The organism is Amycolatopsis sp. AA4 (assembly GCF_002796545.1).
Lineage (GTDB): Bacteria > Actinomycetota > Actinomycetes > Mycobacteriales > Pseudonocardiaceae > Amycolatopsis.
The window spans coordinates 473,966-494,665 of the sequence record NZ_CP024894.1 but is presented as its reverse complement, the minus strand read 5'-3'; the positions used below and the strand labels follow the sequence as shown (position 1 = coordinate 494,665).

At 69.5% G+C, this 20,700-nt stretch carries 19 protein-coding genes; 10 read left to right on the top strand and 9 right to left on the bottom strand.

Annotation, left to right across the window (positions count from 1 at the left end; all coding sequences use genetic code 11):
• Nucleotides 1–95: 95 nt before the first annotated feature.
• Nucleotides 96–1,004, top strand: a complete 909-nt coding sequence (locus CU254_RS02520; protein WP_037712308.1) for a DMT family transporter — start codon at nucleotides 96–98, stop codon at nucleotides 1,002–1,004.
• On the opposite strand, the gene CU254_RS02515 is transcribed toward CU254_RS02520, so the two are convergent.
• Together CU254_RS02515 and CU254_RS02510 are read right to left on the bottom strand one after the other, a co-directional pair.
• Entirely contained in the window at nucleotides 1,001–1,717 is a 717-nt protein-coding gene (locus CU254_RS02515) for a response regulator transcription factor (protein WP_086024861.1), read from the bottom strand. The genes CU254_RS02520 and CU254_RS02515 overlap by 4 nt on opposite strands.
• Nucleotides 1,714–3,072 (bottom strand): PspC domain-containing protein, encoded by a 1,359-nt coding sequence (locus CU254_RS02510; protein ID WP_369871129.1) that lies wholly within the window; start codon nucleotides 3,070–3,072, stop codon nucleotides 1,714–1,716. Before CU254_RS02510 ends, CU254_RS02515 begins: the two co-directional genes overlap by 4 nt.
• A gap of 154 nt (nucleotides 3,073–3,226) precedes the next feature.
• On the opposite strand from CU254_RS02510, the gene CU254_RS02505 reads away from it, so the two are divergent.
• The 5 genes from CU254_RS02505 to CU254_RS02485 all read left to right on the top strand — a co-directional run bounded on the left by CU254_RS02505 (nucleotide 3,227) and on the right by CU254_RS02485 (nucleotide 7,438).
• Nucleotides 3,227–4,687, top strand: a complete 1,461-nt coding sequence (locus CU254_RS02505; RefSeq protein ID WP_009072453.1) for a hypothetical protein — start codon at nucleotides 3,227–3,229, stop codon at nucleotides 4,685–4,687.
• A gap of 32 nt (nucleotides 4,688–4,719) precedes the next feature.
• Nucleotides 4,720–5,217, top strand: a complete 498-nt coding sequence (locus tag CU254_RS02500; protein ID WP_009072452.1) for a hypothetical protein — start codon at nucleotides 4,720–4,722, stop codon at nucleotides 5,215–5,217.
• A complete protein-coding gene (locus CU254_RS02495; RefSeq protein WP_078560684.1) occupies nucleotides 5,214–5,762 on the top strand; it encodes a DUF3558 family protein in 549 nt (182 codons plus the stop codon). The genes CU254_RS02500 and CU254_RS02495 overlap by 4 nt, the downstream gene beginning before the upstream one ends.
• 157 nt (nucleotides 5,763–5,919) lie before the next feature.
• Nucleotides 5,920–7,212 (top strand): PspC domain-containing protein, encoded by a 1,293-nt coding sequence (locus CU254_RS02490; RefSeq protein WP_037716467.1) that lies wholly within the window; start codon nucleotides 5,920–5,922, stop codon nucleotides 7,210–7,212.
• Nucleotides 7,205–7,438, top strand: a complete 234-nt coding sequence (locus CU254_RS02485) for a hypothetical protein (RefSeq protein WP_009072450.1) — start codon at nucleotides 7,205–7,207, stop codon at nucleotides 7,436–7,438. Before CU254_RS02490 ends, CU254_RS02485 begins: the two co-directional genes overlap by 8 nt.
• 51 nt (nucleotides 7,439–7,489) lie before the next feature.
• Here the strand turns inward: CU254_RS02485 and guaA are convergent, their stop codons facing one another.
• Nucleotides 7,490–9,046, bottom strand: coding sequence for a glutamine-hydrolyzing GMP synthase (guaA, locus tag CU254_RS02480; protein ID WP_009072449.1), 1,557 nt, complete (start codon nucleotides 9,044–9,046; stop codon nucleotides 7,490–7,492).
• Between the two features lie 117 nt (nucleotides 9,047–9,163).
• On the opposite strand from guaA, the gene CU254_RS02475 reads away from it, so the two are divergent.
• Nucleotides 9,164–9,709: a DinB family protein gene (locus CU254_RS02475; protein WP_009072448.1), complete on the top strand. Its 546-nt coding sequence runs from the start codon at nucleotides 9,164–9,166 to the stop codon at nucleotides 9,707–9,709.
• Here the strand turns inward: CU254_RS02475 and CU254_RS02470 are convergent.
• Entirely contained in the window at nucleotides 9,642–10,289 is a 648-nt protein-coding gene (locus tag CU254_RS02470) for a rhomboid family intramembrane serine protease (protein ID WP_009072447.1), read from the bottom strand. The genes CU254_RS02475 and CU254_RS02470 overlap by 68 nt on opposite strands.
• A 128-nt stretch (nucleotides 10,290–10,417) precedes the next feature.
• On the opposite strand from CU254_RS02470, the gene CU254_RS02465 reads away from it, so the two are divergent.
• Nucleotides 10,418–11,863, top strand: a complete 1,446-nt coding sequence (locus CU254_RS02465; protein WP_009072445.1) for an aldehyde dehydrogenase family protein — start codon at nucleotides 10,418–10,420, stop codon at nucleotides 11,861–11,863.
• 5 nt (nucleotides 11,864–11,868) lie between these two features.
• Nucleotides 11,869–12,321, top strand: coding sequence for a GNAT family N-acetyltransferase (locus tag CU254_RS02460; RefSeq protein WP_234392797.1), 453 nt, complete (start codon nucleotides 11,869–11,871; stop codon nucleotides 12,319–12,321).
• Here CU254_RS02460 and CU254_RS02455 read toward each other — a convergent pair.
• The 4 genes from CU254_RS02455 to CU254_RS02440 all read right to left on the bottom strand — a co-directional run bounded on the left by CU254_RS02455 (nucleotide 12,309) and on the right by CU254_RS02440 (nucleotide 17,561).
• Nucleotides 12,309–13,772 carry an FAD-binding oxidoreductase gene (locus tag CU254_RS02455; protein WP_009072441.1) on the bottom strand — a complete coding sequence of 488 codons (1,464 nt, stop codon included), beginning with the start codon at nucleotides 13,770–13,772 and terminating at the stop codon, nucleotides 12,309–12,311. The two genes, CU254_RS02460 and CU254_RS02455, sit on opposite strands and share 13 nt — an antisense overlap.
• A gap of 100 nt (nucleotides 13,773–13,872) precedes the next feature.
• A complete protein-coding gene (locus CU254_RS02450) occupies nucleotides 13,873–14,562 on the bottom strand; it encodes a maleylpyruvate isomerase family mycothiol-dependent enzyme (protein WP_009072440.1) in 690 nt (229 codons plus the stop codon).
• A 14-nt stretch (nucleotides 14,563–14,576) separates the two neighbouring features.
• Nucleotides 14,577–16,283, bottom strand: coding sequence for a GMC oxidoreductase (locus CU254_RS02445; RefSeq protein WP_009072439.1), 1,707 nt, complete (start codon nucleotides 16,281–16,283; stop codon nucleotides 14,577–14,579).
• Nucleotides 16,284–16,421: 138 nt separating this feature from the next.
• Nucleotides 16,422–17,561 carry a GuaB3 family IMP dehydrogenase-related protein gene (locus CU254_RS02440; protein WP_037712300.1) on the bottom strand — a complete coding sequence of 380 codons (1,140 nt, stop codon included), beginning with the start codon at nucleotides 17,559–17,561 and terminating at the stop codon, nucleotides 16,422–16,424.
• Between the two features lie 171 nt (nucleotides 17,562–17,732).
• Between CU254_RS02440 and CU254_RS02435 the strand changes: the two genes are divergently transcribed.
• Nucleotides 17,733–18,968 carry an MFS transporter gene (locus CU254_RS02435; protein ID WP_009072436.1) on the top strand — a complete coding sequence of 412 codons (1,236 nt, stop codon included), beginning with the start codon at nucleotides 17,733–17,735 and terminating at the stop codon, nucleotides 18,966–18,968.
• A gap of 93 nt (nucleotides 18,969–19,061) precedes the next feature.
• Here the strand turns inward: CU254_RS02435 and guaB are convergent, their stop codons facing one another.
• Nucleotides 19,062–20,573: an IMP dehydrogenase gene (gene guaB / locus CU254_RS02430; protein WP_009072432.1), complete on the bottom strand. Its 1,512-nt coding sequence runs from the start codon at nucleotides 20,571–20,573 to the stop codon at nucleotides 19,062–19,064.
• Between the last annotated feature and the right edge of the window lie 127 nt (nucleotides 20,574–20,700).

Here is a 20,700-nt window from a genome sequence, read left to right as displayed (position 1 = left end):
CTACAGCTTTGCTTAAGCGTCCCTGCAGTTATTTTCGCTTGTCCTTACACCTCGGCGCGGCAAAGCTGGCTAGCGAGGCGAAGGAGGAACCTGGGGTGGGCGAGACGAAGACGCTGCTGAGGATCGCGGCGCTCGCGTTGATGTGGGGTTCGAGCTTTTTCTGGATCAAGCTCGGGCTCGAAGCGTTTTCTCCCGTGCAGCTGGTGCTCGCGCGGCTTGTGCTGGGCGCGGCGGTGCTGCTCGCGCTGTGCCTGATCGGCCGCCGGAGCCTGCCCGCGCAACGGAGTACCTGGGGGCATCTGCTCGTCGCGGCGTTCTTTCACAATGCCTTGCCCTTCCTGCTTTTCGCGGTCGGCGAGACCACTGTGGACTCCGGCATCACCGGGGTGCTGAACTCGACCACCCCGTTGTGGGTGCTCGTGGCGGCCCCGTTCCTGGGGGCGGCGAACCGGATGACCGCGACGCGGATCGCCGGTCTGGTGATCGGCCTCGCCGGGATTCTGCTGATTTTCGCGCCGTGGCAGGCGTCCGGGCTGCTCAGCTGGGGCGCGCTGGCCTGCCTCGCCGCCGCGGCGAGCTACGGGTTCGCGTTCGTCTACGAAGGCCGGTACCTGTCGAACACCGGCTCCTCGCCGTACGCGATCGCGGCCGGGCAAATGCTGCTGGCCACCGGATTTCTGGTGCTGGCCATGCCGTTCGGCGGGCTGACGCCGGTGCACCTGAGCCCGGTGGCGATGATCGCGGTGGTCATCCTCGGCCTCGGTTCGACCGGGATCGCGTTCGCGCTCAACTATCAGCTGCTGGCGAGCGAAGGCGCGGTGGCCGCGTCGGTGGTCGGCTATCTGCTGCCGGTCGTGTCCGTGCTGCTGGGCGCGGTGTTCTTGCACGAGCAGCTGAACCTGCGCGTGATCGCGGGCATGGTCGTGGTGCTGCTCGGCGTCGCGTTGACGCGGCTGCAGCGCAAACCGGCGGTGGCCCCGGAAGAGGAACTGACTCCGGCCTAGACGAGACGGCGGTCCGAGGCCCAGCGGGACAGCTCGTAGCGGTTCGACAGCTGGGTCTTGCGCAGGACGCTCGACACGTGCGTCTCCACCGTCTTCACCGAGATGAACAGCTCGGACGCGATTTCCTTGTACGCGTAACCACGGGCGAGCAGGCGCAGGACGTCGCGCTCGCGCGGGGTGAGCAGGTCCAGTTCGGGGTCGTTGATCGGCGCGGAGCCGGGACGGTCGGCGAAGGCGTCGAGGACGAATCCGGCCAGGCGCGGGGAAAACACCGCGTCGCCGTCAGCGACCCGGACGACCGCACGGACGAGTTCCTTCGACGAGATCGTCTTGGTGACGTAGCCGCGCGCGCCGGCGCGGATCACCGCGATGACGTCCTCGGCGGCGTCGGACACCGACAGCGCGAGGAACACGACATCCGGCAGCTCCGGGCGCACGCGGCGCAGCACCTCGGCACCGCCGCCGTCGGGCATGTGGACGTCGAGCAGCACGACCTGCGGGCGGGTGCGCGCGATGCCGGCGACCGCTTCCGCGACTGACCCGGCCTCGCCGACGACCTGCACCTCGTCGGTGATCGAATCGAGTTCCGTGCGCACTCCCGCACGGAACAACGCGTGGTCGTCCACGAGGAAGACCTTGACCGGTTCCCGCTGGCTCTCCGTCACGACTGCCCACTCCCTCGCTTCGCCTGTCCCCGAGCATAGCGAGGTCATGCCACCCCTTTGCCCGCCTTCACCGGCATGGCGAGCTGGACTTCGGTGCCTTCGCCGGGCGCGGTGCGCAGCTTGCAGGTGCCGCCGTGGCGTTCCATCCGGCCGCGGATCGAGTCGGCGAGGCCGTGCCGGTCGGCGGGCACGACGTCCGGGTCGAAGCCCTTGCCCCGGTCGCGCACGAACACGGTGACCTCGGTGGGCTCGACCTCGGCGAACACGCTGACCTCGGCGACCCCGGCGTGCTTGGCCGCGTTGACGATCGCCTCGCGCGCGGCCTGCACCAGGGCGGTGAGCGGCGGGTTCAGCTCGGCGTCGCCGACCACGACCTGGCCGACCGAGATCGCGAACTGGTCCTCGACCTCGCCGCACGCCGCGGCGAGCGCCTCGGACAGCTGCTGGCGGGTGCCCTCTTCCTCTTCTTTGGTGCGCTTGTCGCTGGGCTTGCCGTAGCCGCCGGGGCCGTACAGCCAGCCGCGCAGCTCGCGTTCCTGGCCGCGGGCGAGGCGCGCGACCTCGGCGGGCTGGTCGGCCTGGCGCTGGATCAGCGCGAGGGTCTGCAGCACGGAGTCGTGCAGGTGCGCGGCGATCTCGGCGCGTTCGTCGGTGCGGATGCGGGCCTGGCGTTCCTCGCCGAGGTCGCGTACCAGCCGCAGCCAGAACGGGACGGTGAGGACGGCGACGCCGATCAGCGTCGCGAGCACCGCGATCAGGGCGAACTTGACCTGGTCGAAGTCGCCGCTGGCGAACACGACGAAACCGATGCCGGTGGCCACCAGCGCGACCCCGGCGAGGATCCGGACGAACGCCGCGAGCCTGCCGCCCTCGCCGACCAGCCCGTCGCGGGCCCCGACGCGCCAGCGCCGCCGCTGCGATTCGTCCGCCTCCCGCCAGACGACGGCCGCACCGAGCGCGGCGAGCGCGATCGGCACCGCGACCCAGCCGCGGATGGCGCCGGTGAGCGTGCTGCTGGCGATCGCGAGCCCGATGCCGAGCGCGATCAGCCCGTACGCCTGCTGCCGGTCGCGGGCCTTGGGCGCGGTTTCGCTTTCCTCGGAACTCTGCGGCACGAAAACCCAGAGCAGGCCGTAGGCGAGCAGGCCCGCCCCGTTGAGCGCGGCCAGCAACGCGAACACGACGCGGACCCAGACGACCGGAACCCGGAGGTGGTCGGCGAGCCCGCTCGCGACGCCCGCGACGGCCCGCCCGGAGCGCCGCCGGTACATCTTGGGCCGCGCTTCGGGTTCGGCGACCTCCATCGCCGGGGCGGACATGAGTGCCGAGGGCTCCTCCGCGGTCGAGGAAACCCGCCCTGGGGCACTGATGTCGAGAAAGTCCTGCACGAGTCCCATCGTCACACGCGGGAGCGGCGCGGACATCGGGGAAGGCCCTGATCCATTCCCCCAGATGGCCGCGCGGGCGAAATTCCGCGAACCCTCCTGCCGCCCGCCGGGACTCGGTACGATGCAGGGGGCGAGCGATCACAGTGCGTAAACGGGGCGGGGAGGCCGGATGACCGAGCAGCATCGCGCGGAGCACGTCGAGTCCGCGGGCGATTACTACGCCCGGACGCAGAACGTGCACCAGATTTTCGCGGTCGGCGAGGACTCGCCGGAGACGCGCAGCGCGACTGAGCGGGATGCCTCGCAGTACTCGGTCCAGCAGGGGCAGCAGCTGCTCCAGGGTCAGCAGACCAGGGGCGACGCGCCGGCACCGGACGCGAACTACGCGTCGTACAGCCACGAAGACCTGCACAAAATGGTCAACGAGGGCTTGGACTTCAAGGGCATCAACGAACGCAGCCGCGTGACGAACTTCTACGGCAACTGGCTCGCCGACGTGTCCAACCAGTTCCGCGCCGCGGCCAGTACCGCGGGTGCGGAGTGGCAGGGCACGGCCGCGACGCAAGCGCATTCGTTCTTCCAGAGCACGGCCGATCACACGGAGAAAACCGGCAGCGCGATGCAGCTGGTGTCGAACCGGTACTCCCAGCAATCCGCGGCGGCCGATTACGCGCACAAGAACATGCCGGAGCCGACCGGGTTCGACCAGAAGGCCGAGATGGCCAAGGCGACGGAGCAGTTCCAGAACGGCAACCCGCTGCAGGGCGTGATCGCGATGGGCGACGTGGCGGCCACGCAGCAACAGGCCGACGCGGCGCATCAGCAGGCGGTCCAGGTGATGCATGGGTTGGACACGACGTATCACGAGACGTCGGCTACGCAGCCGGTTTACTCGCCGCCGCCGCAGATGAACAACGACAGCACTCATGCGAGCAGTGCTTCGCCGGTGACTGTGCCCGGCGGGACGTCGAGCGGGCCTTATGCCGGGCCTGGCGGTCCGGTTACCGGCGGGCCAGCGACTGGCTTCAACGGCACGAATCCGCCGTTGGGCGGTCCAGCTATGAACACTTTCGGCCCGCCGGCCGGAGGAACCCCCGGCGTGCCTCCGGCCGGAGTGCCCTACGGCCCCGGGCCGGGCGTAACCAGCGGCACCGGGCCGCTCGGCAACACCGGCCTCACCGGGGGCGGCAACAACCTGCGCACGCCGCCGAACATCGGCGGCCGGCTCTCTCCGGAGGGACTCGCTTTAGGCGGAGGCGGCGGTGGGAACTCCGGCTCCGGTGAGGACACTCCGCGCAGCCGGTCGGGAGGCGGTGCTGGCCGGGGCGGTGCCGGTGGCCGGGTGACTGGCGGGGCTGGTTCGGGTGGTTCCGGAAAGCCCGGCGAGTCCAGTGGCAAGGGTGCCGCCGAACGGCTTGAGCGCGGCGCTACTGCCGCCGCGAACGCTGGAAAGGGCGGGAAACCGGGTGCCGCTGGTGCTGGTGCGGCGGGTGCCGGGAAGAAGAAGGAAGAGGACAAGGAACACAAGAACAAGATCCCGACGCAGATCGATCCGGACGAGGTCTTCGAGGTCAAGCCGGAGCGGGGACCGGACGGGGAGAAGATCACGCCCCCGGTTCTCGGCGGCTGACCCCTTCCTTCGAGCAGACCTAGGAGCAACCGATGGCAGACATCGTTTGGGACCAGAAGCCGGTGGCCGGAAGCTCTCCCGCCGCGGGCACGGCGGGCAACGACTTCCTGGCCGGGCTGACCGAAGGCCCGGGTAGCCATGAGGCCGCGCAGAAGATGAAGACGGCCGGGAACACACTGAAGACGTTGGCGCAGAACGGGTCGTTCGCGGTGAATGAGGAGGGGTTCCGCGCGTACATGGCGGCGTGCGACTTCTTCCTGAGCGGGCACAACCGGATGCTCGACGAGATGTATACACTCACCAAAGCCGCAGAAATGGGCAATTTCGACTACGGGAGATCCGTCGCGAAATTCAATGTCCAAGTAGCAAACGGCGACCACGAGGCAATGATCCCCAACCTCATCCTCATGAGAGAGGCCGTCTACGCCGCCCAAGAAGCTCTCTCCATCGCGCGGAAAAACTATCGCGAAACCGAAAGCGCACATTCGGTGTCCTTTGCTGAACTCAACAAGAAAATTGACAGCCAGTGAAATTTCGGACCCCGAAAGCCGCTCTTCTGCTCGGCTCAGCAGCGTTGGCTCTGACCGCATGCGGCAGCACCGTCGACGGCACCGCCCAGCCCAGCGGGACCGCCCCGGCTACTCCCCATCCCTCCGCCTCGTCCGGAAATCCCTTTTCCGACAGAAATCAATGCGCGCTCCTGGACCAGATCCTCAGCGGTGCAGGATTCCCTAAAGCAGCCCCGTCGATAGCACAAGGCCAAAAAGCCTGCGTAACCCAAAAAGCCAGCGGCGGAATAAATGCCACTTCTATCGGACTCCTCTTGCAAGAAGGACAACGCTACACGGATAACATCAACAATCCCGGAAAGGCGCGCAGCGGAACGCTTAACGGGCGCTCGTTCATCGAAGAACGCGAACCGCTGGGGTCGAGCGGCCAATGCTCGATTTCCATGTCAGTCGAGTCCAGTTCGCGCGCGATCATCATCGTGACCGGCGGCAACGACACCGCCGCGTCCTGCGGTACGGCCGAAGACCTGACCAAGAAATTGGACCCCCTCCTGCCCAAGGGGTGACCCTTCCCTCCCCGCGACCTGGGCGCCAATCCCACGCGGTCTTTGCCTGAGAGCTGACATCGCCGACCCCCGTCCCTCAGCAAGGGACCCATCTCGGGGATAACCTCAGGGACCTTCCCCGATGTGCCGCCCCCGCCAGTCGACCATGCTGTACGGCATGAGTGGTGCGAACGACGTGCGGCCTCCGCGCACGAACCCCCTGAACGGGTTCGAGGAGACCGTCAAGGACTTCTGGGCCAGCAGGCCTCGGCGGCCGCACTCGGGTCGGAAGGTTGCTGGGGTCGCGGCTGGGCTGGGGGATCGCTACGGGATCGATCCGGTGGTGATCCGGGTCGCGTTGGCGGCGGCGACCGTGTTCGGGGGGTTCGGGCTGGTGCTTTACCTGCTCGGGTGGTTGTTCTTCCCCTCCGAGGGCGACGAGGTTTCCGGCTTCGAGGCGTTGCTCGGGCGCGGGCAGTCGAGCATGACGAAGGCCTTCGCGGCCGTGTTGACCGTCGCGTTGATTCCGGTCGTCGGGTGGACCTTCGGCGGCGGCTGGTTCGACGGCGGCGGCCTGATCGGGTTCGCGTTGCTCGCCACGTGCCTTTATCTCCTGCATCGCACCCGCGGGCAGGACAACCGACCGGCGCCGGTCGTCGCGTTCGCGGCGGACGGAACCGCTTCCGGAACCGGAGCTTTCACGATGAACAGCGACACCCCGACTCCCGCGGCGGCGGCACCGGGCTGGGATCCGCTGGCCGCCGACCCGGCGGGCTGGGATCTGCCCGACCCGGCCGCACCGCCGCCTCCGCCGCCGCCGAGCGGGGACTACAACAACTCCGTGCCGAGGACGCCGCGGCGGCGGTCCAAGATCGGCGCCGCCACGCTCGGGGTCGCGGTGATCGTGGCGGGCATCGGCGTCGCGCTCTCGCTGAACGGGTTCGACTGGTTCTCGCTGCGGCACATCATCGGCATGACGCTCGCCGTGCTGGGCGTCGGGCTCGTGGCCGGGGCGTTCGCTCGCGGCGCGCGCGGCCTGATCGGGCTCGCGATCCCGCTGTCGATCGCCGGGATGGTGCTCACGACCAGCACGTTCGACAACCTCGACGTGCGCGGCGGGGTCGGCGACCTGTACGCCACCCCGCGGACGGCGGCCGAACTGCAGCCGGTGTACCGGCACACCGCGGGCAACATGAAGATCGACCTGACCCAGCTGGTCGCGAGCGAACCGGTCACCACGACGGTCTCCAACGGGGCCGGGAACACCGAGGTCATCGTGCCGCGCACCGCGGACGTCACCTTCACCTGCGAGAACAGCGCCGGCGAGGTCGACTGCCTGAACCGCACGTCCAACGGGGTCGGCCAGCCGGCCATCACGGGGACTGACAACGGCGACGACAACGTCGGCGGACAGAAGATCACGCTCCACGTCACCAACGGCGTGGGCCAGGTGGAGGTGCGCCGTGGCTGAGAACCCGTACTCCTACGACGAGCCCGAAGCCCCGGCCTGCCGCCGCCGCGGGGTCGACTGGATCACGCTGATCGTCGGGGTCGCGACGCTGCTGGTGTCCGGCTACGTCCTCACCGACGGCTCCAGCTGGCTGCCGACCTTCGACTTCCGCTGGATCATCGCGGGCGGCGCGGTGTTCTGCGGGATCCTGATGCTCGGCGCGTCGTTCCGCAACCGACGGCCGTAACGAAGCGACAAAAAAGCGGGGCCCGGCAAGTCCGGGCCCCGCTTTTTCATGTCATTCCCATTCGATGGTGCCCGGCGGCTTGCTCGTCACGTCCAGCACCACGCGGTTGACCTCGGACACCTCGTTCGTGATCCGGGTCGAGATCCGCTCCAGCACCTCGTACGGCAGCCGCGTCCAGTCGGCGGTCATCGCGTCCTCCGACGACACCGGGCGCAGCACGATCGGGTGGCCGTAGGTCCGGCCGTCGCCCTGGACGCCGACGCTGCGGACGTCCGCGAGCAGCACCACCGGGCACTGCCAGATCTCCTGGTCCAGCCCGGCCGCCGTCAGCTCCTCGCGGGCGATCGCGTCGGCCTCGCGCAGGGTCTCCAGCCGGTCCGCGGTCACCTCGCCGATGATCCGGATGCCGAGGCCCGGCCCGGGGAACGGCTGGCGCTGCACGATCGTCTCCGGCAGGCCCAGTTCGAGCCCGACCCGGCGGACCTCGTCCTTGAACAGCAGCCGCAGCGGTTCGACCAGCTCGAACTGCAGGTCGTCGGGCAGGCCTCCGACGTTGTGGTGGCTCTTGATGTTCGCGGTGCCCTCGCCGCCGCCGGATTCGACGACGTCCGGGTACAGCGTGCCCTGCACGAGGAAGCGGTAGTCGCCCTGTGCCTTGAGGTCGCGTTCGGCCTGCTCGAACACGCGGATGAACTCGCGGCCGATGATCTTGCGCTTCTGCTCCGGGTCGGTGACGCCGGCCAGCGCGTTCAGGAACCGCTCGCGCGCGTCGACGGTGACCAGGTTGACGCCCGTCGCGGCCACGAAATCGCGCTCCACCTGGGTGCGCTCGCCCGCGCGCAGCAGGCCGTGGTCGACGAACACGCAGGTCAGCCGGTCGCCGATGGCGCGCTGCACGAGCGCGGCCGCGACCGCGGAGTCGACGCCGCCGGACAGGCCGCAGATCGCGCGTCCGTCGCCGATCTGCGCGGCGACCGCGGCGACCTGTTCGTCCACAATGGACGAAGTGGTCCAGCCGGGCCGGACGCCGGCGATCTCGTACAGGAACCGGCGCAGCACCTCCTGGCCGTGCGGCGAATGCGCCACCTCCGGGTGGTACTGCACGCCCGCGAAGCGCCGCTCGACGTCCTCGAACCCGGCGACCTCGGCGCCGTCGGAGCTGGCCGTGACGACCGAGCCCTCGGGAGCCTTGGTGACGCTGTCGTTGTGGCTCATCCACGCCGTCTGGTGGCCGGGCAGCCCGGTGTGCAGGACGCCGCCCTCGCCGACGATCCGCACGTCGGTGCGGCCGAACTCGCGCACGCCGGTCGGCTCGACGACACCGCCGAGCGCGCGGGCGAGCAGCTGGTGGCCGTAGCAGATGCCGAGGATCGGCACGCCGGCTTCGACCAGCTTCGGGTCCATCGCGGGGGCGCCCTCGGCGTACACGCTCGACGGGCCGCCGGACAGGATGATCGCGGACGGGTTCTTGGCCAGCAGTTCCTCGGCGGTCGAGCTCGACGGCACGACCTCGGAGAAAATCTGCGCCTCGCGCACGCGACGGGCGATCAGCTGCGCGTACTGCGCCCCGAAGTCCATGACGAGTACCGGACCGGTGGGAGTGGCCACCCAAGACCTCCAGGTATCAGCGCTTTTGCCACCATCGTCCCAGGTGGGCCCCGTCACGTCGGCAATGCCCCCGGAATGAGGACAGCAGCTGTCCGCGAACCTGCTTACGGTTCCCGCATGACCAATGACTGGACCAACGAACTGACCGAGCAGCTCGACTGGCACTGGCAGCACCACGTGCGCCCGAAGCTGGAGGGGCTCACCGACGACGAGTACCTGTGGCAGCCGGTCGCGGACTGCTGGACGGTGCGTCCCCGCACGAGCGAAAACGATCCCGGCACCGGCGACTTCACGGTCGATTTCTCGTTCCCGGAGCCGACCCCGCCGCCGGTGACCACCATCGCGTGGCGGCTGGCCCACGTCATCGTGGGCGTGCTGGGCATGCGCTCCGCGTCGCACTTCGGCGGGCCGCCGATGACCTATCAGGACTTCCCGTACGCGGGCTCAGCCGACGAAGCGCTGAAGCAGCTCGACGACGGGTACGCGACCTGGATCGCCGGCGTACGCAGCCTCGACGCCGAAGCGTTGGCTCGGCCGTGCGGTCCGGCTGAAGGGCCGTACGCGGAGCTGACGATGGCCGCGCTCGTCCTGCACATCAACCGAGAGATGATCCATCACTGCGCGGAGGTCCTGCTGCTGCGCGACCTTTACCGGAACCGGTGACCAACAGCCCCAGCGCGATGCCGAGCAGCGCGGGCATGCCGTGGTTGTCGTGCAGCACCGTGTCGAGCACAGCCAGCGGCACGATCAGCAGCGCGGCGAGGTACAACCCCTGAGGCGGCTCGGCGGCGCGCGCCCGCCACACCACGACCGCGAGCGCGCCGAGCAGCCCGGCGACGCACATCGAGTTGCCGGCCCCCACCGGGTTCAGCCAGACGTAGCTGAGGAACTGGCCGAACAGTCCGCAACCGAAGTACAGGACGAACCAGGAGACGCGGCCGAGGCACCATTCCGCGAACGTGCCAACCACGGCCAGAGCGACCAGGTTGAAGAGGCCGCCGAGCAGCTTGCCGTCCTGGAAGAACATGCCGGTCAGCAGCCGCCACCACTCCCCTGCGTCGATCGTGGTGGCGTCGCGCTTGAAGCGGTCGAAGAGCGACGGGTCCGCGAGCTGGGCGACGAGCGCGACCGCGGTCACGAGGAACACCGCGCCGGTCAGCACCGGACGGCGCGGTGTTCCGACGCGCGCGAAGAAGATCCGCAGCGGGCTTTCGGACCAGCGAGAGGCCACCGAATTGGTCATGCGCTGAAGATATGCCGGACGAATGCCGGAGACCCCCGACAAATGTCATCCCGGCACCGGGACAGACGCCACAATCGAAGGACCGAGTCCGGCGTGCCGGGCCTGGCGCTCCCTAATACCTTGAGCCCATGGACACGATCACCCCACAGCCGCGGGCCGCGTGGATCGCCGGGCAGGCTGAGCAGGGCGCGAGCACCCTCGTGGTGCACCACCCGTTCGACGGCAGCGAAGTGGCGACGGTCGCGGTGCCCGGCGCTGACCAGGTGGAACGGGCGGTGGCCGCGGCGGCCGCGGTCGCGAAGGAGTTCCGGCGCACCCCCGCGCATCAGCGCGCGGCCGCGCTGGAGCACGTTTCGCGCGGGATCGCGCTGCGGGCCGAGGAACTCGCCGAGGTGATCACGGCCGAGAACGGCAAACCGCTGAAGTGGGCCGAGGCCGAGGTGAAGCGCGCGGTGTCGGTGTTCCGGATCGCGGCCGAGGAGGCGCGCCGGTTCAGCGGCGACGTGCAGCGCCTCGACGCCGACCCGTCCGGCGACGCCCGGCTCGCGCTGACCCGCCGGGTGCCGCGCGGACCGGTGCTCGGGATCGCGCCGTTCAACTTCCCGCTGAACCTGGTGGCGCACAAGGTCGCGCCCGCGCTGGCGGTCGGGGCACCGATCATCGTCAAGCCCGCGCCGCGCACCCCGTTGTCTTCGCTGGTGCTCGGCGAACTGCTCGCCGAGACCGACCTGCCGGAGGGCGCGTTTTCCGTGCTGCCGCTGGGAAACGAAGAGACTCAGGCACTCGTTGCCGACCCGCGGCTGCCGGTCGTGTCGTTCACCGGTTCAGGCCCGGTCGGCTGGTCGATCGCGGACGCGGCGGCGCGCAAGCACGTCGTGCTCGAACTGGGCGGCAACGCCGCGGCGGTCGTGCTGCGGGACTGGCCGGACGTCGAGGGCGCCGCGCAGCGGATCGCGACGTTCGGGAACTACCAGGCGGGCCAGTCGTGCATCGCGGTGCAGCGGGTGATCGTGGACGCGGCGATCGCGGAGGAGTTCGTGCCCGCGCTGACCGAGGCCGTAGAGGCGCAGCAGACCGGCGACCCGTATGACCGCAACACCGACGTAGGCCCGGTCGTCGACGAGGCAGCCGCGGAACGGATCATCGCGTGGGTCGACGAAGCGGTGGCCGGTGGCGCGCGGGTGCTGACCGGCGGAACCCGTTCGGGCGCCACGGTTGCGCCGACCCTGCTGACCGACGTGCCCGCGGAGGCCAAGGCCTGGTCGGAGGAAATCTTCGGACCGGTGCTGGCAGTGTCCATTGTGGACGGCGTGGACGAGGCTTTCGCTTCGGTGAACGCGTCCGCTTATGGGCTGCAGGCCGGGGTGTTCACCAGTGACGTGCAGCTGGCGTTCCACGCGTCGGCGGAATTGGAAGTCGGCGGCGTGATCATCGGCGACGTGCCGTCGTACCGCGCGGACCAAATGCCCTATGGCGGCGTGAAGGGTTCCGGCGTCGGCCGGGAAGGCGTGCTGTCGGCGATGAACGACCTGACCGAGGAACGGGTCACGGTCTTCACCGGAGTCGACCTCTGACCACAGTGGACCTGCGCCGGGCAACGGCCGCTGACGCACGCGACCTCGCCGACGTGTGGCTCCGGTCGTTCTCCGCCGCGCTGCCGACAGTCCGCCGCGCCCATGACGACGAGGCGGTGCGCTGGTGGTTCGCGAATATCGTCGTGCCGCAACAGGAAACCTGGGTCGCGGTCGTCGAGTCCACCGTGGTCGGTCTGCTCGTGCTCGAGGGTGCGGAGCTGTCGCAGCTTTATCTCGACCCTCCGCGGCGCGGGCACGGAATCGGCGACCGACTGGTCGACTTGGCCAAACAGTTGCGCCCCGACGGGTTGACTCTCTGGACGTTCCAGATCAACGAGCCAGCGCAACGGTTTTACCGCCGCCACGGTTTCGCCGCGGTCGAATACACCGACGGGCAGCGAAATGAAGAGGGCGAGCCAGACGTGCGTTACGTCTGGCCCCCACCTCAGGCCGATTGAGCGAACTTGAAAACCCCATTGGGGTCGTATTTCTTCGCCACCTGGTCCAGTCGAGCGGCATTATCGCCGTAGTAGGCCGACTTCCAATCCGGCAGGTCCGGGTCGATGTAGTTCACGTAGCCGCCGCGTGCGCCCGCGTCCGCCAGCCCGGCGACCACAGTGGACACTGACTTGCGCGCACTGTCCTGGCTGCTCGCCGTGGCCGGGGCGTAAACCTGAATGCTCGCCAGTGCTTTCCGGTGCGGGAATGCCGTCGCAGTAGGCGCGATTTGGCCCACCGCGCCGCCGAGGCCGTCGATCAGCAGGTCCATTCCCTTGTGCCCGGAAGCGAGATCGGCGATCTTCCCGCCGTCGACCGGGTCGGTGATGATGCGCGACGACGCCACGAATGTCTGCCGCTCGGAACTGCCGGAGAAGTAGTTCATCGCCGCGCCGTAGCCGAGGGTTTTCATCGTGCGGCTGGACGGCGTCACCGAAAATCCGCTGAGCGCCGACGTCAAACCCGCTGAATTGCCTACGTACGCGCCGCCGACCCGGCAGGACCCGTTCGGACCGCCGGAAACCACGCAGTTCGACCACAATTCGGGTGGAGCGCTCGGCAGCCAGCGCTGCCACGCGTCGACCACGTCGCCCGCCGAACCGGACGGGAATTTCAGCGAGAACACCGTGACGGTCGGCGCTTCCACCGTCGTGAAGGTAAACGATGTGACCACGCCGAAGTTTCCGCCCCCGCCGCCGCGCAGCGCCCAGAACAGGTCGTCGTCCGCTTGCGCGCTCACCGTGCGCAGTTTGCCGTCCGGCGTGACGATCTGCGCGGACTGCAGCCGATCGCAGGTCAGGCCGTATTTGCGGGTCAGTACGCCGATTCCGCCGCCGAGCGCGAGCCCGGCGATGCCGACAGTCGGGCACGAACCCGCGGGCAGGCAGCGACCCGCTTTCGCCAGTTCCGCATAGACGTCGCCGAGTTTCGCACCCGCGCCGATCACCACCTGGTCGCCCTGGACGTCCACGCCGGCCATGCCGCCGACGTCGATGACCAGCCCGCCGTCCGGCGCGGAATACCCGGCATAGCTGTGCCCGCCGCTGCGCGCGGCGAGCGGGACCCGGCCGCCGGCCGCTTCGACGCAGGCCTGCACGTCCTCCGGCTTCACGCATTTCGCTACCGCCGCGGGGTTACGTCCGTCGAAAAGCGGATTGAAAGCCCGCTTCGCGGTGGCGAAACCGCCGTCCCCGGGCAGCACGAGGTCGCCGGAGAGCTTGCCGCGCAACGCGTTCCAGTCCGGCGGCCCGGACGGCTTCGCGCTGGTGCTCGGCGGTACGGACGCTCTCGTCGTCGGGCTGGTCTGCGGCACCGTCGGTCCCGGTTTCGCCGTGCAGGCCGCGGCCACCGCGCCGACCGCCGTCAACCCGGCGGCGCGCAAGAACGTCCTTCTCCCGACTGTCATGTTCATTCAGACGCCTCAGACCACGGGTCGGTTGCGAAAAGCACGGTCGGCAATGCCCCGAAAGGGGGGTGCGCGCCTGGTCTGCGCGCACGGAAAGCCAGCTGAATCAGAGCAGCGGGGCCATGTCCGGCACCGGCCCGGAAAGCGCCGACGCGTCGCCGCGGCCGGTCAGCCAGGCCAGGACCGTGCCCGGCGTACCGGTGACGAGGTCGCCGCCCTCGCCGAGTTTCCAGGTGCGGACGCCATCGGTGAGAAGGAACGAGGGCAGCGGACGCGGGCACATCCGGATCAGCGTCGCGACCACCGCGTCGAGATGGTCTCCGAGCAACGCGGTGGCGCTGTCGAAATCGTGGCCGGCGTCGAGGTCGACGAGGTGGATCGTGGTCTCGGACAGCCGCAGCGTGAGCACGTCCGCGCCGGTCAGCTCACCGCCGTGCCGGTGCCGGATGGGTGCTGCCCAGGCCTCGTCCGACAGCCGTGCGGCGTGGTCGGTCAGCCGCTTCCCGGACGCCGCCAGGTCGGCCACGATCTCCGCCGGAGCACGGCCGGCACCGGCCTCGATCTCGTCGTCGCGGGCGTTGCCGGGGCCGTACATCGGCCGTTCGACCCCAGTTTCGGCCCAGGTCAGCAGGTTGCCGAGGGCGTCGGCGTTGCGCGCGAGATGGGTGAGCAGATGCGCGCGCGTCCAGCCGGGCAGCGCGCTCGGCTCCCCGAACGCCGAGGCCGGCATGGCCTCGGCGATTCGCACCCACTCGTCGTGCAGTTCCCGGATCCGGTCCAGCGCCGCGGTAGTCACCGGACGATCTTAGGTCAGCGACGCAGTGCGGCGGGCGCGTTCGCCGGAACCGCCGGGTTTTTCGGCGCGACCGGCTCCATCCGGGCATATCCGGCGCTCTGGTCCGGCCGCTGGTCGGTCTCGCCCTTGTTGGGCCAGAACGAGAACGCGCGCTCGGCCTGCGCGGCGATGGTGAGCGACGGGTTCACCCCGAGGTTCGCGGTGATCGCCGAACCGTCCACAACGGACAGTCCGGGATAGCCGTAAACCCGGTGGTAGGGGTCGATCACGCCGGTGTCGGCGCTGTCGCCGATCGGCACGCCGCCGATGAAGTGCGCGGTGAGCGGGATGTCGAAGACCTCGCCCCAGGTGCCGCCCGGCATGCCGCCGATCCGTTCCGCGGTAAGGACGTTCGCCTCGTGCCCGGCCGGGATGAAGCTCGGGTTCGGCTCGCCGTGGCCCTGTTTCGACGTGTACTTCCGCCGTCCGAACAGGCCGCGCCGCGTGTAGGTGGTGATGGAATTGTCGAGGCTCTGCATCACCAGCAGAATGACCGTGCGCTCGCTCCACCGGTACGCGTTCAGCAGTTTCGCCGACTGCACCGGGTGTTTGACCAGGAAAGCGAGCGCCTGCCGCCAGCGCGGAACTTTCGAAGACCCGTCGGTGGCCACGGTTTGCAGCAGGCTCATCGCATTGCTGCCCTTGCCGTAACGCACCGGTTCGATGTGCGTGTTCTCGTCCGGATGAATCGACGAGGTGATCGCGACCCCGCGGCTGAAGTCCTGCTGGGGGTCCACCGCGGTCCGGGCCGCGCCGATAATGGCTTCGGAATTCGTCCGCGTCAATTCCCCGAGCCGCTGCGACAACTTCGGCAGCGCGGCCGTGTCCTTCATGCGGTGCAACAGGTTCTGCGTTCCCCAGGTGCCCGCGGCGAACACCACCTGCGACGCGGTGACCGTCGTCCGGAACTGCCGTGAACGGGTGCCGGTCTTTTGCAGAGTGATCTCGTAACCGCCGCCGTGCGGGCGCACCGACGTGACCGTGGTCAGCGGAATGACCTGCGCGCCGTCCTTTTCCGCGAGGTACAGGTAGTTCTTCACCAGCGTGTTCTTCGCGCCGACGCGGCAACCGGTCATGCACGAACCGCATTCGGTGCATCCGACCCGATCCGGTCCGGCCCCGCCGAAATACGGGTCCTTCACCGTCTCGCCCGGTTTGCCGAAATACACCCCGACCGGCGTCGGATGGAACGAATCCTCGACGCCCATCTTCTTCGCGACGTCCCGCATCACCACGTCGGACGGCGTGATCGTCGGGTTCGTGACGACGCCGAGCATGCGGCTGGCCTGGTCGTAATGCGGCGCGAGTTCGCTTTCCCAGTCGGTGATGTGCGCCCACTGCCGGTCCTGGTAGAACGGCTTGAGCGGCCGGTACAGCGTGTTCGCGTAGACCAGCGAACCGCCGCCGACGCCCGCGCCGGCCAGCACCATCACGTCGTTGAGCATGTGGATGCGCTGGATGCCGTAACAGCCGAGCTGCGGCGCCCACAGGTAGCGCTTGAGATCCCAGGACGTCTTGGCGAACTCGTCGTCGGCGAACCTCCGGCCCGCCTCGACCACCGCGACGCGGTAGCCCTTCTCGGTCAGCCGCAACGCCGCGACGCTGCCGCCGAACCCGGAACCGACCACGAGGACGTCGTAGTCGGGTTCTTGCCGCGCGGTGGTGGTGTTACTGGCAGTCACAGATAAGAGGGTAACCCTCCGGCGCCCGCCAGACCAGAGGTAAGTTACTGACGAGTTACACCACCTGGGCAAAGTCCGTGAAGGGCTCCTTGAGGGAATCAAATTCCCTCAAGGAGTCCTTCACGGACAACTGGGGCTTCAGCCGCGCACGGTCAGCCCGACGCGCTGGAACTCCTTCAGGTCCGAGTACCCGGTCTTCGCCATCGCGCGGCGCAGCGCGCCGAACAGGTTCACCACGCCCTCCGCGTCCGAGGACGGGCCGAACAGCAGCGTCTTCAGGTCCACCGCGTAGTCCGAGTCCGGGCCGGCCACCACGCGGGAGCGCGGCAGCGACGGGTGGGCCGCCGCGGCGGTCCAGTACAGGCCCTGGCCCGGGGCGTCCGACGCGGTCGCCAGCGGGGCGCCGAGCATGACCGCGTCCGCGCCGCAGGCGATCGCCTTCGCGATGTCGCCCGAGGTCGTGATGCCGCCGTCGGCGAGGACGTGCACGTAGCGGCCGCCGGTCTCGTCGAGGTAGTCGCGGCGGGCGGCGGCCGCGTCCACGATCGCCGTCGCCATCGGGGTGCCGATGCCGAGCACGCGGTCGGTGCTGGTGACGCCCTCGGTGTAGCCGTGGCCGACGATGACGCCCGCCGCGCCGGTGCGCATCAGGTGCATGGCCGTGCGGTAGTCGCTCACACCGCCCGCGATCACCGGCACGTCGAGGCGGCCGATGAACTCCTTGAGGTTGAGCGGTTCCGCGTCGCGCTGCACGTGCTCGGCGGAGATGATCGTGCCCTGCACGACCAGGATCTCGACGCCCGCGGCGATCAGGTCCGGCGTCAGCTCGGCGGCGTGCTGCGGGCTCACCCGCGCGGCCACCGTCACGCCGGATTCGCGGACCGTCTTGATCGCCTCGGTCAGCAGGTCGAGCCGGACCGGCGCGGAGTGCAGTTCCTGCAGCTCGCGCACGACCGCGGTCGGGTCGTCGCTGTCCTCGGCCGCGCGGACGAGGCGGAAGATCGCCTCCTCGACGTTCGAGTGCCGGGCCCACAGCCCTTCGGCGTTGAGCACGCCGAGGCCGCCCAGCTCGCCGATCGCCACCGCGGTGCCCGGCGACACGATCGCGTCCGTCGGGTGGGTGACCAGCGGCAAGTCGAACCGGTACGCGTCGATCTGCCAGGCAGTGGACACCACCGACGACGACCGCGTCCGCCGCGACGGCACGATCTCCACGTCATCGAGGTCATACGCCCGCCGCGCGGTGCGGCCCATGCCGATCTCGACCAGATCCCGCACGTGATGTCCCTTCTCGCGCCTGCCGCCTTCGCGGTCCATTGTCGCGAGTCGGCGCGGGTGACCTGCGCGCGGGGGACCGTTGCGGTGGCGACAACCACCGGTTGTGCGCGCGGTTGTTTGCCACCGGCGCGGGCGGATGGTTGGCTGCCCGGCTGAACGAGGGGGACGGATTTGGCGCTGGGCAAGGACTTTCACCGGCTGTGGCTGGCCTATGCGGTCAGCATCGCGGGCACTTACTTCGCCCTCGATGCCTTCTCGATCGTCGCGGTGCGAGTGCTGCGCAGCAGTGCCGCGCAGGTGTCGTTGCTGGGTGGAGCCGGGCTGGCGGCGGGCTCGCTGGCCGCCCTCCCGCTCGGCCCGTGGGTCGAATTCCGGCGAAAACGACCGGTGCTGGTCGCCATGGACCTCATCCGCTTCGCCGCGCTGCTCACGCTGCTGCCCGCGTACCTGCTCGACCTGCTGACGTTTGCCCAGCTCGTGGCGGTGTCGGTGGTCGTGGCCGCGGCGAACATCGCGTTCACCTCGGCGAGCGGCGCGTATCTGAAATCACTCGCGACTGGTCCAGACCTGCTCATCGCCAACGGCCGGTTCGAGACCACGCTCTGGACCGCGACCGCGCTCGGCCCGCCAGCGGGTGGCGCGGCGATCGGGTTCTTCGGCCCGCTGGCCACGGTGCTCCTGGACGCCGTCAGCTACCTGCTGTCGGCCCTCTCCCTCTCGACGATCCGCACCCGCGAGCCGCAACCAGCCCGCCCCGCCGCCTTCCGCGCCGCCGACCTGGTCGAAGGCTGGCGCTACCTCTTCCGGCACGCCCGGCTGCGGATGCTGTTCCTCAACTCCTGCCTGGTCAACGGCCTGATCATGGCCACCGCACCGGTGCTCGCGGTGCTGCTGCTCGGCGAACTCGGTCTGCCGACCTGGCAGTACGGGCTCGCGTTCGGCGTCCCGTGTCTCGGCGGCCTGGTCGGTTCCCGGCTCGCGCGCCGGCTGGTGCCGCGTTACGGCCGGGTGCGGTTGCTGCCGATCCTCGCCACGATCCGGACCTGCTGGGTCGTGCTCCTGGCGTTCGTGCCGCCCGGCATCGGCGGGCTGTTCTGGGTGATGGCGGTGGAGTTCGGCCTGATCGTCTGCGCGGCGGCGTACAACACAGTCCTCGCGACGTACCGGCTCGAGGAAACCGAAGACGGCTACGTGAGCCGGATGCTGTCCGCATGGCGGATCAGCGGCAGCGCCAGCACCGCCGGGCTGACGCTGTTGTGGGGCTTGGTGGCGGCGTGGCTGGGCACGCGCGGCGCGCTCGGGCTGGCGGGCGCGTTGATGCTGGCGACGCCGTTGCTGCTGCTCGGGTGGAACCGCGCTCAGAACGAGACGCGCGCGGTGGAATCGGTCCGCAGCACGGATTCCTGAGCGAAGCTGTCCGGGAAGCGCATTCGCCCGCTCCCCTCGCCGTCGATTGGAGATCCAGGGTGGCGGCAAGACGGAGCGGGCGAACCGGGTCGATCAGCGGGTCGTGTAGTTCGGTGCCTCGACCGTCATGGTGATGTCGTGCGGGTGGCTTTCCTTCAGCCCGGCCGCGGTGATCCGGACCAGCTGCCGCTCCTGCAGTTCCGCGATCGTGCGCGCCCCGGTGAAGCCCATGCCCGAACGCAGCCCGCCGATCAACTGGTGGACCACGTTCGACAGCGGCCCGCGGAACGGGATGCGGCCTTCGATGCCCTCCGGCACCAGCTTGTCGTCGGAGAGCACGTCGTCTTGCGCGTAGCGGTCCTTGGAGTACGACTTCGCCTCGCCGCGCGACTGCATCGCGCCCAGCGAGCCCATGCCGCGGTAGACCTTGAACTGCTTGCCGTTGACCAGGATCAGGTCGCCCGGCGACTCCGCGGTGCCCGCGAGCAGGCTGCCCAGCATGACGGTGGACGCACCCGCCGCGATGGCCTTCGCGATGTCGCCGGAGTACTGGATGCCGCCGTCGCCGATCACCGGGATGCCCGCCGGACGACAGGCCAGGTCCGCCTCGTAGATCGCGGAGATCTGCGGCACCCCGACCCCCGCAACGACGCGCGTGGTGCAGATCGAGCCCGGTCCGACGCCGACCTTCACCCCGTCCGCACCGGCGTCGACCAGCGCCTGGGCTCCGGCCCGGGTGGCGACGTTCCCGCCGACGATGTCCACGGTCTCGCCGAGTTCCTTCTTCAGCAGCCGCACCGCGTCGATGACCGCCCGCGAGTGGCCGTGCGCGGTGTCCACCATCAACACGTCCACGCCCGCCTCGGCCAGCGCCATCGCGCGCTTATGGCCATCGGCACCCACGCCGACCGCGGCGCCGACGATGAGGCGGCCGTCCGGGTCCTTCGAGGCCTTCGGGTACTGGTCGGTCTTCACGAAGTCCTTGACCGTGATCAGTCCGCGCAGCTTGCCCGCCCCGTCGACGATCGGCAGCTTCTCGATCTTGTGCCTGCGCAACAGCCCCAGCGCGGCCTCCGCGGTGACGCCGACCTGCGCGGTCACCAGCGGCGTCCGGGTCATGACCTCGCTCACCAGGCGCGTGTGGTCGACCTCGAACCGCATGTCGCGGTTGGTGATGATGCCCACGAGCGCGCCCGAGGCGTCGGTGACCGGGACGCCGGAGATCCGGAACCGCGCGCACAGCGCGTCGACTTCGGCGAGCGTGTCGTCCGGGGAGCAGGTGACCGGGTCGGTGACCATGCCCGCCTCGGACCGCTTCACGACCTCGACCGCCGCCGCCTGTTCCTCGATCGGCAGGTTGCGCTGCAGCACGCCGATGCCGCCCTGGCGGGCCATGGCGATCGCCATCCGCGCCTCGGTGACCGTGTCCATCGCGGCGGAGACCAGCGGAACGTTGAGCTTGATATTGCGGGTGAGCTGTGTGCTCGTGTCCACCGCGCTGGGCACCACGTCCGATTCCGCGGGCAGCAGCAGCACGTCGTCGAAGGTCAAGCCGAGCATCGCGAACTTGCTGGGCACTGCGGGGGTGATGCTTTCGCTGGTCATGAGGGGCGAAGGGCCTTCCTGGCGGGAGTGGGCTGGAGTCGCGGGCAGCGGTGCCTGGCGTGGGCCGAGGGTGGTCGGGCCTTCCCCTCATGATATCCGGGCCGGGGCCCTGGCCCGGGCGGGTGGC